Origin of the sequence: Burkholderia sp. AU4i, assembly GCF_000466765.1 — a bacterium.
GTDB classification, from domain to species: Bacteria; Pseudomonadota; Gammaproteobacteria; order Burkholderiales; family Burkholderiaceae; genus Burkholderia; species Burkholderia cepacia.
In genome coordinates, this window is the sequence record NZ_ASSI01000052.1 from 1 (window position 1) to 14,078 (window position 14,078).

At 66.6% G+C, this 14,078-nt stretch carries 13 protein-coding genes; 10 read left to right on the plus strand and 3 right to left on the minus strand.

Annotation, left to right across the window (positions count from 1 at the left end; genetic code table 11):
- Positions 1 to 121: 121 nt before the first annotated feature.
- Complete coding sequence (locus L810_RS11675; RefSeq protein WP_021158569.1) at positions 122 to 1,393, minus strand: SGNH/GDSL hydrolase family protein; 1,272 nt, start codon at positions 1,391 to 1,393, stop codon at positions 122 to 124.
- Positions 1,394 to 1,591: 198 nt separating this feature from the next.
- Here L810_RS11675 and paaA point away from each other — a divergent pair, with 198 nt between their 5' ends.
- From paaA to L810_RS11715, 8 genes are all read left to right on the plus strand, one after another.
- On the plus strand, positions 1,592 to 2,590 hold the full coding sequence (paaA, locus tag L810_RS11680; protein ID WP_027788584.1) for a 1,2-phenylacetyl-CoA epoxidase subunit PaaA: 999 nt from the start codon (positions 1,592 to 1,594) through the stop codon (positions 2,588 to 2,590).
- Positions 2,591 to 2,627: 37 nt separating this feature from the next.
- On the plus strand, positions 2,628 to 2,912 hold the full coding sequence (gene paaB / locus L810_RS11685; RefSeq protein WP_027788585.1) for a 1,2-phenylacetyl-CoA epoxidase subunit PaaB: 285 nt from the start codon (positions 2,628 to 2,630) through the stop codon (positions 2,910 to 2,912).
- A 10-nt stretch (positions 2,913 to 2,922) separates the two neighbouring features.
- On the plus strand, positions 2,923 to 3,726 hold the full coding sequence (gene paaC, locus L810_RS11690) for a 1,2-phenylacetyl-CoA epoxidase subunit PaaC (RefSeq protein WP_021158570.1): 804 nt from the start codon (positions 2,923 to 2,925) through the stop codon (positions 3,724 to 3,726).
- Positions 3,727 to 3,749: 23 nt separating this feature from the next.
- Positions 3,750 to 4,310, plus strand: a complete 561-nt coding sequence (gene paaD, locus L810_RS11695) for a 1,2-phenylacetyl-CoA epoxidase subunit PaaD (protein ID WP_021158571.1) — start codon at positions 3,750 to 3,752, stop codon at positions 4,308 to 4,310.
- Positions 4,311 to 4,315: 5 nt separating this feature from the next.
- Positions 4,316 to 5,404, plus strand: a complete 1,089-nt coding sequence (gene paaE / locus L810_RS11700; RefSeq protein ID WP_021158572.1) for a 1,2-phenylacetyl-CoA epoxidase subunit PaaE — start codon at positions 4,316 to 4,318, stop codon at positions 5,402 to 5,404.
- 128 nt (positions 5,405 to 5,532) lie between these two features.
- On the plus strand, positions 5,533 to 6,357 hold the full coding sequence (locus tag L810_RS11705; protein ID WP_042974140.1) for a DUF1835 domain-containing protein: 825 nt from the start codon (positions 5,533 to 5,535) through the stop codon (positions 6,355 to 6,357).
- Between the two features lie 16 nt (positions 6,358 to 6,373).
- Complete coding sequence (locus L810_RS11710; RefSeq protein WP_011350658.1) at positions 6,374 to 6,979, plus strand: TetR/AcrR family transcriptional regulator; 606 nt, start codon at positions 6,374 to 6,376, stop codon at positions 6,977 to 6,979.
- Positions 6,980 to 7,223: 244 nt separating this feature from the next.
- Entirely contained in the window at positions 7,224 to 7,871 is a 648-nt protein-coding gene (locus L810_RS11715; protein ID WP_021158574.1) for a GNAT family N-acetyltransferase, read from the plus strand.
- 58 nt (positions 7,872 to 7,929) lie between these two features.
- Here L810_RS11715 and L810_RS11720 read toward each other — a convergent pair whose 3' ends face one another.
- Complete coding sequence (locus L810_RS11720; RefSeq protein ID WP_021158575.1) at positions 7,930 to 8,454, minus strand: Lrp/AsnC family transcriptional regulator; 525 nt, start codon at positions 8,452 to 8,454, stop codon at positions 7,930 to 7,932.
- 212 nt (positions 8,455 to 8,666) lie between these two features.
- Here L810_RS11720 and hppD point away from each other — a divergent pair, with 212 nt between their 5' ends.
- The gene (gene hppD, locus L810_RS11725; protein ID WP_021158576.1) at positions 8,667 to 9,764 is read left to right on the plus strand and encodes a 4-hydroxyphenylpyruvate dioxygenase; all 1,098 of its coding nucleotides are present in this window, start codon (positions 8,667 to 8,669) and stop codon (positions 9,762 to 9,764) included.
- A gap of 132 nt (positions 9,765 to 9,896) precedes the next feature.
- On the opposite strand, the gene L810_RS11730 is transcribed toward hppD, so the two are convergent.
- On the minus strand, positions 9,897 to 10,091 hold the full coding sequence (locus tag L810_RS11730) for a hypothetical protein (protein WP_021158577.1): 195 nt from the start codon (positions 10,089 to 10,091) through the stop codon (positions 9,897 to 9,899).
- 329 nt (positions 10,092 to 10,420) lie between these two features.
- On the opposite strand from L810_RS11730, the gene L810_RS11735 reads away from it, so the two are divergent.
- Positions 10,421 to 14,011, plus strand: a complete 3,591-nt coding sequence (locus L810_RS11735) for an indolepyruvate ferredoxin oxidoreductase family protein (protein WP_021158578.1) — start codon at positions 10,421 to 10,423, stop codon at positions 14,009 to 14,011.
- Positions 14,012 to 14,078 lie beyond the last annotated feature (67 nt).

Genomic DNA, 14,078 nt, shown 5'->3' on the forward strand with positions numbered 1-14,078 from the left:
GTGAAAATATTTTGAAAAGCCCCCGTGCGCTGGCGCGCACGGGGGCTGGGGCTCGGTGGGCCGCCGGAGGCAATCGCCCACCAGGGCGCCGGCAACACTTCCCTCTATATATAGGAGCTCGTTACTTGCCGCCCACCGCGGCCTGCAGTTGCTCGACCGGCACCGCGTCGGCCATCGCCGTGTATCCCGCGTCGCTCGGATGAATGCCGTCGCCACTATCGAATCGACGCTGCAGCACGCTCGGGCGCGCCGGATCGCGCAGCACCGCGTCGAAGTCCACTACGCCGTCGAACCCGCCACCGCTCCGGATCCACCGGTTCACCTCGAGCCGGATCGCCTCGCGCCCGGCCGGCAGCCCGGCCGGCGTCAGCGTCGCACCGAAAACCTTCACGCCCTGACGGTGTGCCGCGTCGATCAACCGGCGGTAGCCGTCGATCAGCGATGCAGCCGTAACCTGCGTATGCGGGTGGTCGCAATCGAGCCCCGCGCGCGGCGGCATCGCCGCAAAGTTGATGTCGTTGATCCCGATCAGCACGATCGCCGCCTTCACGCCCGCGCGCGACAGCGCATCGCGCTCGAACCGCGACGCCAGCGACGTGCCATAGCACGCCGAATCGCTGAGCAGCCGGTTTCCGCTGATCCCGAGATTCGCGATGCCGATCGATTCCGCGCCCGAGGCGGCCAGCCGACGCGCCAGTGCGTCCGGCCAGCGACGGTTCCGGTTCACGCTCGAGCGCAGCCCGTCGGTGATCGAATCGCCGATCGCGGCTACGCTGGCGCGCGCGGAACCGGTCTCGACCGCGAGCTCGGTCACCCATGCAAATTGGGTAAAGCGCGTGCGGAACGCGGCAGCCCCCGGGTCACTCACGTGCTCGCCCGGCACCGACACATAATTGAACTGGTTCGACACGCGGTGCCAGACCGTCATCCGCTGGTTCGGCCCCATCTGGAGGCTGATCGCATACGGCTGCCCGGCCCTGACGTCGATCCCGACCGGATCGCTTTCGAGTTCCTGGCCCGGCGCAAGCGTCACCGACACCTTGCCGCCGAACCGGACCGGCACGGCCGCATCGCCGGACAGCGCCGCGCCTTCGCCAGCGCGCGCGAGGTTCGCCGCCTCGACGACGAGGGGGGAACGACCATATGCATTGCTGACGCGGATCCGTGCGGCGCGCCCCGACACTGTCGGATAGACGATCTGGCGCACGGTGCGACCGGCAACGTCGGGCGCGCGATAAAGCGGCGGCGGTGCGGCAAGGTCGGGAATCGGCTGCAACGCGGTCGCCCACGCGGCAACCCATCCCGCCGGCGCGGCCGAAGCCGACGCCACGAGCGGCGAGACAAAAGCGGCCGCACCCAGCACGGCCGCGGCGATACTGCTTCGGAATGACATCGGCAAAATCCTCGTCGGAAAGCGGGCATTGTGCCGCAGAAGGCGCGGCTCCCGCGTGCCGGCCGCCATCGCGCAGCATCATCGCGCCCCGATGTCCCTCGTTTACCCGAGTCTTTCCGCAAATCCGCAAGAAATTTATTAACCGACCGGTCGGTTGGTTTATACTTCGCACACATTCAACCGGACGAGAGCCTCGCCATGTACACGCAATCCCTCGACATCCCCGGCAACGTCGCGCCGCTCGACGCCGCAGCCGAGTCGCCCGAGCAGGCGCGGTTCGATGCGGTCATGGCCGCCGACGGCAAGATCGAACCGCAGGACTGGATGCCCGATGCCTATCGCAAGACGCTGGTTCGCCAGATCTCCCAGCACGCGCACTCGGAAGTCGTCGGCATGCTGCCGGAGGGCAACTGGATCTCCCGCGCGCCGAGCCTGAAGCGCAAGGCGATCCTGCTCGCGAAGGTCCAGGACGAAGCCGGCCACGGCCTCTATCTTTATAGCGCGGCCGAAACGCTCGGCGTATCGCGCGATTCGCTGATCGACGCGCTGCACGCCGGCAAGGCGAAATACTCGAGCATCTTCAACTACCCGACGCCGACCTGGGCCGACGTCGGCGTGATCGGCTGGCTGGTCGATGGCGCGGCGATCATGAACCAGATCCCGCTGTGCCGCTGCACGTACGGCCCGTACGCGCGCGCGATGATCCGCGTGTGCAAGGAAGAATCGTTCCACCAGCGTCAGGGCTTCGACGCGCTGCTGTCGATGATGAAGGGCAGCGACGCGCAACGCGCGATGGTCCAGCAGGCCGTGAACCGCTGGTGGTGGCCGGTGCTGATGATGTTCGGCCCGAGCGACGCCGATTCGGTCCACAGCAACCAGTCCGCGAAATGGGGCATCAAGCGGATCACGAACGACGACCTCCGGCAAAAATTCGTCGACGCGACGGTCGACCAGGCGAAGGTGCTCGGCGTGACGCTGCCCGATCCCGACCTGAAGTGGAACGAAGCACGTGGCCACCACGACTACGGCACGATCGACTGGGACGAATTCTGGCGCGTGGTCAACGGCGACGGCCCGTGCAACAAGGAACGCCTCGCGACCCGCGTGAAAGCGCACGAGGACGGCGCCTGGGTACGCGAAGCCGCCCTCGCCCACGAAGCAAAGCGCCGCGCGCGCGCCGAACAGCACGCCGCCTGAGCGGCACACCATCGAATTCAGGATTCAGGAGAAAGTGATGAACAAGGAATGGCCGATCTGGGAAGTGTTCGTGCGCAGCAAGCAGGGGCTCGACCACAAGCATTGCGGCAGCCTGCACGCCGCCGACGCGTCGATGGCGCTGCGCATGGCGCGCGACGTCTACACGCGCCGCCAGGAAGGCGTGAGCATCTGGGTGGTGCCGTCGTCGGCGATCACCGCGTCGGATCCGAGCGAGAAGGCCGAGCTGTTCGAACCGGCGGGCGACAAGATCTACCGTCACCCGACGTTCTACACGCTGCCCGACGAAGTCAACCACATGTAACGCCCGCGCCATGACGATCACGCCCGAACACCTCTCCTACGTGCTGCGCCTCGCGGACAACACGCTGATCCTCGGTCAGCGCAATGCCGAATGGTGCGGCCACGGCCCGATCCTCGAGGAAGACATCGCGCTCACCAACATGAGCCTCGACCTCATCGGCCAGGCGCGCATGCTGTATACGCATGCGGCCGAACTCGAGCGCCAGCTCACCGGCGCGACGAAGACCGAGGACGACTACGCGTACTTCCGCACCGAGCGCGAGTTCGCGAACTTCACGCTCGCCGAACTGCCGCATTACGGCCCGCTCGCCGGCACCGCGCACGCCGACAAGGACTACGCGGTGACGATCGTGCGCAACTTCCTGTACTCGGCGCTGATGCTGCACGTGTGGACCGCGCTGGAAACGTCGGCCGACACGCAGCTCGCCGCGATCGCCGCGAAATCGGTGAAGGAAACCCGCTATCACGTGCAGCACGCACGCGAGTGGCTCGTGCGCCTCGGCGACGGCACCGACGAATCGCACCGTCGCGCGCAGGACGCGCTCGACTACCTGACGCCGTATACGCGCGAATTCTTCGCCGCCGATGCGATCGACGACGCAGTCGCGGCCGAAGGCATCGCCCCGGCACCGGCCACGCTCGAAGCGGCGTGGCGCGCGGACGTGGACGACGCGCTCGCGGAGGCGACGCTCACGCTGCCGGCCCCCGTGCAGCATGTGACGACCGGCAAGCAGGGCGAGCATTCGGAACACATGGGCTACCTGCTCGCGGAACTGCAAAGCCTCGCACGCCAGCACCCCGGCGCGACCTGGTAACCCCGACGCCACGGAGCCCGACGATGTCCGTCCAGACCGCCCCCGCCAACGCCGTGCCTGCCGCGCGCCGCGACGATCCGCTGCTCGCCCGCGCATGGGACGTGCTCGAAGCCGTGCCCGATCCCGAGATCCCGGTCGTGTCGATCCGCGAGCTCGGCATCCTGCGCGACGTCCGCCGCGCGGACGACGGCCAGCTCGAGGTCGTGATCACGCCGACCTACTCGGGCTGTCCGGCCATGTCGCAGATCGCCGAAGACATCGCCGCCGCGCTGCAGGCCGCCGACCTGCCGCCGCACCGGATCGAGACGGTGCTCGCGCCCGCGTGGACGACCGACTGGATCACGCAGGAAGCGCGCGACAAGCTGCGTGCGTACGGCATCGCACCGCCGGTCGGCCAATGCGGTACCGCCGCGCCGCGGGAAAACGTCGTGCGTTTCGTGCCGCGGCCCGTCGCGGCGCCCGCGTGCCCGCGCTGCGGCTCGGCACGCACCGAGCGTCTCGCGCAATTCGCGTCTACGGCCTGCAAGGCGCTGTATCGCTGCGTCGACTGCCGCGAACCCTTCGACTACTTCAAACCCTACTAATCGATATGGCGACCCCGCAATTTCATCCGCTGCGTATCCGCGACGTGCGGCCCGAGACCGCCGACGCCGTGACCGTCTCCTTCGACGTGCCGCCCGAGCTGCGCGACGCGTACCGCTTCACGCAGGGCCAGTTCGTCACGCTGAAGACCCACATCGACGGCGAGGAAACGCGCCGCTCGTATTCGATCTGCGTCGGCACGACGGACTACGACCGTGACGGCGAACTGCGCATCGGCATCAAGCGCGTGCGTGGCGGCCGCTTCTCGAACTTCGCCTTCGATACGCTGAAGCCCGGCCACACGATCGACGTGATGACGCCGGACGGCCGTTTCTTCACGCACCTGAACGCCGACCACGGCAAGCAGTACATCGCGTTCTCCGGCGGCTCGGGGATCACGCCGGTGCTCGCGATCGTGAAGACGACGCTCGAACTGGAGCCCCGCAGCACGTTCACGCTGATCTACGGCAACCGCAGCGTCGACGCGATCATGTTCGCGGAGGAGCTGGAGGACCTGAAGAACCGCTACATGAACCGCTTCGTCCTCTATCACGTGCTGTCGGACGACCAGCAGGACGTCGAGCTGTTCAACGGCGTGCTCGACCAGGCGAAATGCGCGGAATTCCTCGCGACGCTGACGCCGGCCGACGCGATCGACGAAGCGTTCATCTGTGGCCCGGCGCCGATGATGGACGCGGCGGAAGCGGCGCTGAAGGCAGCCGGCGTGCCGCAGGCGAAGGTACACGTCGAGCGCTTCGGCACGCCGCTGCCGCAAGCCGGTGCGCCAGTCGTCGAAATCACCGACCAGACGCCGGCGGCCGACCTCGAAATCGTGCTCGACGGCAAGAAGCGCAAGCTGCGGCTGCCGTACGAAGGCGTGAGCCTGCTCGATATCGGCCTGCGCGCGGGCCTCGCGCTGCCGTACGCGTGCAAGGGCGGCGTGTGCTGCACGTGCCGCGCGAAGGTGCTCGAGGGCGAAGTGCGGATGGAGAAGAACTACACGCTCGAGGAGCATGAAGTGAAGGACGGCTTCGTGCTCACGTGCCAGTGCCACCCGATCAGCGACAAGGTCGTCGTGAGCTTCGACGAGCGTTGAGCGACGTCGCGTCGCGGCGCCGGGCGGTTTCTCGCCGTCACACATCTCGCTTACACTAGGGGCCGCCGGCCGGCTGGACATCGCAACGTCCGCCCGGCCGGCGGTTTTCTTTTGTTGACGACAGGCCGATGAGTACCATTCATGTGATTCAGGGCGGCACCGCCGCCGCGTCGCTGCGCGAGGCACTCGCACAAGCCGGGCGCGACGAGCACGTCGTCGGATTGCTCGACGATCTCGGCGTCGGGCCGCTCAAGGGCGCCGACGAGACACCCGACACGCGCGCAGCCTTCTGGCAGCGCGTGCTCGGCGACCAGATTCCCGACTGGAATGCAGAGATCGAAGCCGAGTTCGCACGCCTCGACCAACTGGCGACGGAGACGGGCCAGGTGGTGGTGTGGCATGCGCCGAGCGTCGGCGACAAGCTGCTGCTGCGGCGCGTCGCCTATCACCTGCGCAATGTCCCGCAACGCCTGAACGAAGTGCGGCTGTCGGCCGCCGACCTCGAGCCGGCGCAGCGCGCGTCGCTGTCGCGCACCGACCAGGCATGCGCGACCGGCATGTTCTCGCCCGCCGAACTGGCGCGCAAGCGGCCGGTAGCCGCGCCGATCTCGGTGCTGCGCATCGGCCGCCTCGCGCTCGAATGGCAGGAGGCGAAGCACCAGAACGCCGAACTGCGCTACTGGGTCAGCAACACGATCAAGAGCGGCCACTATGAAGAACTCGACGCGCTGATCCTCGCGCGCGCGGAAACCGACTGGCTGCCCGCGCGGCGCCTCGTCGGCAGCATCATGGCCGACGCCGATCGCGGCGGGCTGTTCGTCAGCGACTCGATCGCCTGGTGGCGCTGCCGCGAACTCGCGGCGGCCGGCCGGCTCGAGCTGCAGGACGACACGCCCGACGCCCTCTCCTCCACGCAGGTGCGCGCGGCCCGCGCGGCCGCCACGCACCGCTAATCTTCCGCATTCGACCATGGCCCGTACCCGAGCGCCCGACCACGAATCCCAGCGCGAGCAGATCCTCGATCTGGCCGCCGACAAATTCGCGCAGACGAGCTACCCGAGCACGTCGATGTCCGATCTCGCGACCGCGAGCGGCACGTCGAAAGCACGCCTCTATCACTATTACGAGAGCAAGGAAGCAATCCTGTTCGACCTGCTCGACCGCTACACGAAACGGCTGATGCTGATCATCGCCGAGGTCGAGGGGGCGAGCCAGCGGCGCGGCCTCAGCGAGCGCGACGCGTTCGCGGAGCTCGTGCGCGCGTTCCTCGCCGAATACGAGACATCGCACAGCCGCCACGTCGCGCTGCTCAACGACGTGAAGTATCTCGAGGACGCGCAGCGCGAAATCGTGCTTGACCGCCAGCGCGACATCGTCGCGGCATTCACGCGACAGCTGGCGCGCGCGTACCCGGACCGCATCTCGAAGGAAAACCAGACTTCCGTGACGATGATGGTGTTCGGAATGATCAACTGGACGTTCACGTGGCTGAAGCCCGGTGGCCGCCTCGGCTACCGCGACTTCGCCGAGCAGGTGATCGACCTGATCGAACGCGGGCTGTCGACGGCCGCCTGATTGCCGCGCAGCAGCAAACGTTGCTCTACGGGCACACTGCGACCGGCCGCCGCGCGTTTCATATGATGAATTTTAAATCCATTAAAAATCAAATAGATAGCCGATTAACTAAGCGGATTTAGAATTCATCCTCCAGCTCAAACATCGTTAAATACGGGTTTTCCCCAATCCGAGGGCTGACGGTCGGGTAAAATGCTGCTGCATTGCACAACCCGCTGTACGGTCACACATTGAGGAACCCACGATGAACACGCGATTCAACGGCACGGCCGATGTCGTCGGCACCGCCGGTACTGCGCCGGTTCTCGTCAGGGAACTGGCTTCCAAAGACCGTGAGCAGATGCTCACCCACTTTCTCTCGCTCGACGAAGAGGACCGCCTGCTGCGCTTCGGCCAGATGGTGCCCGACCACGTGATCGAGAACTATGTCCGCACGATCGACTTCGGTCGCGACACCGTGTTCGGCGTGTTCGACCACGACCTCGAACTGATCGGCGTCGGCCACCTGGCCTACCTGCCGGCCGAGGGCGACAAGCGCACGGCCGAATTCGGCGTGTCGGTGCTCGAAAGCGCACGCGGCCGCGGCGTCGGCTCGAAGCTGTTCGAACGCGCGGCGATCCGCAGCCGCAACACGCACGTGACGATGCTGTACATGCACTGCCTGTCGCGCAATGCGACGATGATGCACATCGCGAAGAAATCCGGGATGCGGATCGAGTATGCGTACGGCGAAGCCGATGCGTACCTGTCGCTGCCGCCGGCCGACCACTCGACGATCATCGCCGAGATGCTGCAGGAGCAGGCCGCGGTGTTCGACTACGCGATGAAGCGCCAGGCGCGCCGCACCACGAAGTTCATCGAATCGCTGATGCCCGCCGCCCTGACGGCGTAACGTCGGCCAGCCGGGCCGCGCCTTCCGCGCGCCCGGCCCTTCCCTCCCCCGCCGCGCACTAGCGCACCGACCGAATCGGCAACGCCGTCGTCTCCTTGAAGCATTCGAGCGAAAAGCTCGTCTTCACGTCGATCACCGACGGGTGATGCAGCAAATGCTCCTGCACGAAGCGGGAGAAATGCGCCATGTCCTCGACCTGCACGCGCAGCAGGTAATCCATGTCCCCCGTCATCGCGTGGCACGCGACCACTTCCGGCCAGGTCTGCACGGCCGCGCGAAACAGCTCCGCATGCGTTGCGCCCGCGCGCGCCGACGTTTCGTCGACCCGCACCGGTGCCAGGCCGCCGCGTTTCTCGAGCCGCACGCTCACGTACGCGAGCAGGTCGAGCCCGAGCTTCTGCGGATTCAGCAGCGCGACATAACCGGTGATCACGCCGATCTCCTCGAGCCGCCTGATCCGCCGCAGGCATGGGCTCGGCGACAGGTTCACGCGCTCGGCGATCTCCTGGTTCGACAGGCGCCCGTTCTCCTGAAGAATCGCGAGAATCCGCCGGTCGATGGCATCCAATTCGGCGTGCGCCATCTTCTGCCCTCCAATGATTATTTCAAGACTGGAAATTGCGCCATCGTAGGTTCGGGCGATCAAGTTCGCAAGTTTACGCTCGCGACTGCCCGCTACACTCTGTCGCACGTACCGATTCGTCGCGCATGCCGCCGCGTGCGCCACGTTCGACATCGAACCAGGCCGGACAGGCGCCCGTCGCCGCGGCCGATCGCCCCCACAGGAGACACGCCATGCAGATCCCGAACTGGGACAACCCCGTCGGCACCGACGGCTTCGAATTCATCGAATACACGGCACCGGACCCGAAAGCGCTCGGACAACTGTTCGAACGGATGGGTTTCACCGCGATCGCGCGCCACCGCCACAAGGACGTGACGGTGTATCGCCAGGGCGACATCAATTTCATCATCAACGCCGAACCCGATTCGTTCGCCCAACGCTTCGCGCGCCTGCACGGCCCGTCGATCTGCGCGATCGCTTTCCGCGTGCAGGATGCCGCGAAGGCCTACAAGCGCGCGCTCGAACTCGGCGCATGGGGCTTCGACAACAAGACGGGCCCGATGGAGCTGAACATCCCGGCGATCAAGGGCATCGGCGATTCGCTGATCTACTTCGTCGACCGCTGGCGCGGCAAGAACGGCGCGCAGCCGGGCGCAATCGGCGACATCAGCATCTACGACGTCGACTTCGAGCCGATCGCCGGCGCGAACCCGAACCCGGTCGGCCACGGCCTCACCTATATCGACCACCTGACGCACAACGTGCATCGCGGCCGCATGCAGGAATGGGCCGAGTTCTACGAGCGCCTGTTCAACTTCCGCGAAGTGCGCTACTTCGACATCGAAGGCAAGGTGACGGGCGTGAAGTCGAAGGCGATGACGTCGCCGTGCGGCAAGATCCGCATCCCGATCAACGAGGAAGGCTCGGATACGGCCGGCCAGATCCAGGAATACCTCGACGCATACCACGGCGAAGGCATCCAGCACATCGCGCTCGGCGCCAGCGACATCTACCAGGCGGTCGACGGCCTGCGCAGCAAGGAAGTGAAGCTGCTCGACACGATCGACACGTATTACGAACTGGTCGACCGCCGCGTGCCGAACCACGGCGAATCGCTGGACGAACTGAAGAAGCGCAAGATCCTGATCGACGGCGCGCGCGACGACCTGCTGCTGCAGATCTTCACCGAGAACCAGATCGGGCCGATCTTCTTCGAGATCATCCAGCGCAAGGGCAACCAGGGCTTCGGCGAAGGCAACTTCAAGGCGCTGTTCGAATCGATCGAGCTCGACCAGATCCGTCGCGGCGTCGTGCAGGACAAGGCCTGACGCATCCGGCGGGCGGCTGCCCGGGGCAACCCGGCAACCTGCCCCATCCGGCGGCACAAAGAAAAAGGGCGGGAATCCGAGGATTCCCGCCCTTTTTGCATTCCGGCGCGGCCCGACGGCCGCGCGAACGGATCAACGCGCGTTCGCCTTCGACGCGACGGCGCGCTCGTCCGACGGCAGCGCGACGGCGTCCTGGGCCGGCGCGATCTGTTGCATCTGCGCGCCGGCTGCCGCGAGTGCGCTCGCGCCTCGCGCGTGCACCGGGCCGGTCATCGAGAAAAACGCGGCGGACACAATCAGGAAACTCTGGATATGACGTGTGTTCATTGCACCTCCTGTAAAACTGCCGGCGCCTCCCCGATGCGTCGAAACAGACCGACGTGACCGGGCACCTCCGGCAGGCCGACAAGATTAACGGCATTTGCGCGCAGATGAACGTGGCCTTACATGCTTTTACATGATGTAACGCATGATTCAGCCCTTTTTTTCGGTGCGCCGCCGCGGCTCTCCCCGCATTCCAACCGATGGGCGGCGGGTTTGCCCCAGTGCTACCATCGCTTAAAACCGGCGAACATGCCGGCCACTGCCGACGCATCCAAAAGATGCCGACGCAACCGAAGTTTTGGTGATCCCAGACCGGGTGGAGGAGACAGTTAATGAATGCCCCGCTAGACGCAGACCAACGCGCGTCGCTAGAAGCCGCGCTGAAGTCCGTCACGCTTGACGACAAATACACACTTGAGCGCGGTCGCGCGTACATGAGCGGCATCCAGGCCCTCGTGCGCCTGCCGATGCTCCAGCAGGAACGCGACCGCGCCGCCGGTCTCAATACGGCCGGCTTCATCTCCGGCTACCGCGGCTCGCCGCTCGGCGGCCTCGATCTGTCGCTCTGGAAAGCCAAGCAGCATCTGGCCGCCCACCAGATCGTCTTCCAGCCCGGCCTCAACGAAGATCTCGCCGCCACCGCCGTGTGGGGCTCGCAGCAGGTGAACCTGTACCCCGGCGCGAAGCACGACGGCGTGTTCGGCATGTGGTACGGCAAGGGCCCGGGCGTCGACCGCACCGGCGACGTCTTCAAGCACGCGAACTCGGCCGGCTCGTCGCAGCACGGCGGCGTGCTGGTGCTCGCCGGCGACGACCACGCGGCGAAATCGTCGACGCTCGCGCACCAGTCCGAGCACATCTTCAAGGCCTGCGGGCTGCCGGTGCTGTTCCCGTCCAACGTGCAGGAATATCTCGATTTCGGCCTGCACGGCTGGGCGATGAGCCGCTACTCGGGCCTGTGGGTCGCGCTCAAGTGCGTGACGGACGTGGTCGAATCGTCGGCATCGGTCGACATCGACCCGCATCGCACCGAGATCGTGCTGCCGACCGACTTCATCCTGCCGGAAGGCGGCCTGAACATCCGCTGGCCCGACCCGCCGCTCGTGCAGGAAGCGCGGCTGCTCGACTACAAGTGGTACGCGGCGCTCGCCTATGTGCGCGCGAACAAGCTCGACCGGATCGAAATCGATTCGCCGAACGCGCGCTTCGGGATCATGACCGGCGGCAAGGCTTACCTCGACGTGCGCCAGGCGCTAACTGACCTCGGCCTCGACGACGAAACCTGCGCGCGGATCGGCATCCGGCTCTACAAGGTCGGCTGCGTGTGGCCGCTCGAAGCGCAGGGCGCCCAGGCGTTCGCGCGCGGCCTCGACGAAATCCTGGTCGTCGAGGAAAAGCGCCAGATCCTCGAATACGCGATCAAGGAAGAACTGTACAACTGGCCCGACGGCCAGCGGCCGCGCGTGTTCGGCAAGTTCGACGAAAAGGACGGCGCCGGCGGCGAATGGTCGGTGCCGATGGGCAACTGGCTGCTGCCCGCGCACTACGAGCTGTCGCCCGCGATCATCGCGAAGGCGATCGCGACGCGCCTCGAGAAGTTCGAGCTGCCGTCGGACGTGCGCGCGCGCATCGCCGCGCGGCTCGCGGTGATCAACGCGAAGGAAATGGCGCTCGCGAAGCCGCACGTGCAGACCGAGCGCAAGCCGTGGTTCTGCTCGGGCTGCCCGCACAACACGTCGACCAACGTGCCGGAAGGCTCGCGTGCGATCGCCGGCATCGGCTGCCATTACATGACCGTGTGGATGGACCGCAACACGAGCACCTTCAGCCAGATGGGCGGCGAAGGCGTGCCGTGGATCGGCCAGGCGCCGTTCACGGACGAGAAGCACGTGTTCGCGAACCTCGGCGACGGCACCTATTTCCACTCGGGCCTGCTGGCGGTGCGCGCGGCGATCTCGTCGAAAGCGAACATCACCTACAAGATCCTCTATAACGACGCCGTCGCGATGACGGGCGGCCAGCCGGTCGACGGCGTGCTGACGGTGCCGCAGATCACGCACCAGCTCGCGTCGGAAGGCGCGAAGAAGATCGTGATCGTCACCGACGAACCGGAGAAGTACGACAGCCAGAAGGCGCTGCTCGCGCCGGGCGTGCCGATCCATCATCGCGACCAGCTCGACGACGTGCAGCGCGAGCTGCGCGAGATCGGAGGCACGACGATCCTGATCTACGACCAGACCTGCGCGACCGAGAAGCGCCGCCGCCGCAAGCGCGGCACCTATCCGGACCCGGCCAAGCGGGTCGTGATCAACGACGCGGTGTGCGAAGGCTGCGGCGACTGCTCGGTGCAGTCGAACTGCCTGTCGGTCGAGCCGCTGGAAACCGAATTCGGCACGAAGCGCCAGATCAACCAGTCGAGCTGCAACAAGGACTTCTCGTGCGTGAAGGGCTTCTGCCCGAGCTTCGTCACGGTCGAGGGCGGCCAGTTGAAGAAGCCGAAAGCCGTGTCGGTCGACGGCAACGCACTGCCGCCCATTCCCGAACCGACGCTGCCGGACATCGACCGCGCATACGGCGTGCTCGTCACGGGCGTCGGCGGCACGGGCGTCGTCACGATCGGCGCGCTGCTCGGGATGGCCGCGCACCTGGAGAACAAGGGCGTGACCGTGCTCGACGTCACCGGCCTCGCGCAGAAGGGCGGCGCCGTGATGAGCCACGTGCAGATCTCGCACGCGCCGACCGACATCCACGCGACGCGGATCGCGATGGGCGAAGCCGACCTCGTGATCGGCTGCGACGCGATCGTCACGGCCGGCGACGAGTGCACGTCGCGGATGCGGCACGACACGACGCGCGTGGTCGTCAACAGCGCGCAGACGCCGACCGCCGAGTTCATCAAGAACCCGAACTGGGCGTTCCCGGGCCTGTCCGCCGAGAACGACATCCGCGCGGCGGCCGGTGAAGCCGTCGATTTCATCGACGCGAACCGCTTCGCGGTCGCGCTGCTCGGCGACGCGATCTACACGAACCCGTTCGTGCTCGGCTACGCATGGCAGAAAGGCTGGCTGCCGCTCACGCTCGCATCGCTCGAACGCGCGATCGAGCTGAATGCGGTGTCGGTCGAGAAGAACCGTGCGGCCTTCGACTGGGGCCGCCGCGCCGCGTACGACCTGGCCAGCGTGAAGCAGGCCGCGGCCGGCGATGCACGCCCCGCGCAAGGCGCCACGGTGATCGCGCTGCACACGAAGAAGGCGGTCGACGCACTGATCGCGAAGCGCGTGGAATTCCTCACCGCGTACCAGAACGCCGCGTATGCGGCGCGCTATGCGGCATTCGTCGACAAGGTGCGCGCCGCCGAGCGCGCACTGGCGGACGGCGACACGGTGCAGGAGCAGCTGACCGAAGCAGTCGCCCGCAACCTGTTCAAGCTGATGGCGTACAAGGACGAATACGAGGTCGCGCGGCTGCAGTCCGATCCCGCGTTCCTCGCGCGCCTGTCCGCGCAGTTCGAAGGCGACTGGAAGCTGAAATTCCACCTCGCGCCGCCGCTGTTCGCGAAGACGGACGCGCACGGCCATCTGGTGAAGAAGGCGTACGGCCCGTGGATGATGACGGCCTTCCGCTGGCTCGCGAAGGCGAAGTTCCTGCGCGGCACGGGGCTCGACCCGTTCGGCCGCACCGAGGAACGCCGCTCCGAACGCGCGCTGATCGGCGAGTACGAAGCGCTGATCGACGAAGTGCTGGCCAGGCTGAACGCGGCCAACCGCCCGCTCGCCCTCGAGCTCGCGGCGCTGCCGGACGGCATTCGCGGCTACGGCCACGTGAAGGAGAACAACCTGCGCGCGGTACGCCAGAAGTGGAGCACGCTGCTCGCGAAGTGGCGGGCGCCGGCAGGCGGCCAGTCGCACCAGCAGGTCGCGTAACGCGCCGGCCGACGGGCGCGGGCATTCGCGGTTCGAACGCCCGCCCCGGCCGGCGATTCGCAATAAA

Coding starts and splice junctions, on each gene's coding strand:
- L810_RS11730 (WP_021158577.1), bottom strand. CDS start 10,091: ATGAACACACGTCATATCCAGAGTTTCCTGATTGTGTCCGCCGCGTTT.
- paaC (WP_021158570.1), top strand. CDS start 2,923: ATGACGATCACGCCCGAACACCTCTCCTACGTGCTGCGCCTCGCGGAC.
- paaE (WP_021158572.1), top strand. CDS start 4,316: ATGGCGACCCCGCAATTTCATCCGCTGCGTATCCGCGACGTGCGGCCC.
- L810_RS11720 (WP_021158575.1), bottom strand. CDS start 8,454: ATGGCGCACGCCGAATTGGATGCCATCGACCGGCGGATTCTCGCGATT.
- paaB (WP_027788585.1), top strand. CDS start 2,628: ATGAACAAGGAATGGCCGATCTGGGAAGTGTTCGTGCGCAGCAAGCAG.
- hppD (WP_021158576.1), top strand. CDS start 8,667: ATGCAGATCCCGAACTGGGACAACCCCGTCGGCACCGACGGCTTCGAA.
- L810_RS11675 (WP_021158569.1), bottom strand. CDS start 1,393: ATGTCATTCCGAAGCAGTATCGCCGCGGCCGTGCTGGGTGCGGCCGCT.
- paaD (WP_021158571.1), top strand. CDS start 3,750: ATGTCCGTCCAGACCGCCCCCGCCAACGCCGTGCCTGCCGCGCGCCGC.
- L810_RS11705 (WP_042974140.1), top strand. CDS start 5,533: ATGAGTACCATTCATGTGATTCAGGGCGGCACCGCCGCCGCGTCGCTG.
- L810_RS11735 (WP_021158578.1), top strand. CDS start 10,421: ATGAATGCCCCGCTAGACGCAGACCAACGCGCGTCGCTAGAAGCCGCG.
- paaA (WP_027788584.1), top strand. CDS start 1,592: ATGTACACGCAATCCCTCGACATCCCCGGCAACGTCGCGCCGCTCGAC.
- L810_RS11715 (WP_021158574.1), top strand. CDS start 7,224: ATGAACACGCGATTCAACGGCACGGCCGATGTCGTCGGCACCGCCGGT.
- L810_RS11710 (WP_011350658.1), top strand. CDS start 6,374: ATGGCCCGTACCCGAGCGCCCGACCACGAATCCCAGCGCGAGCAGATC.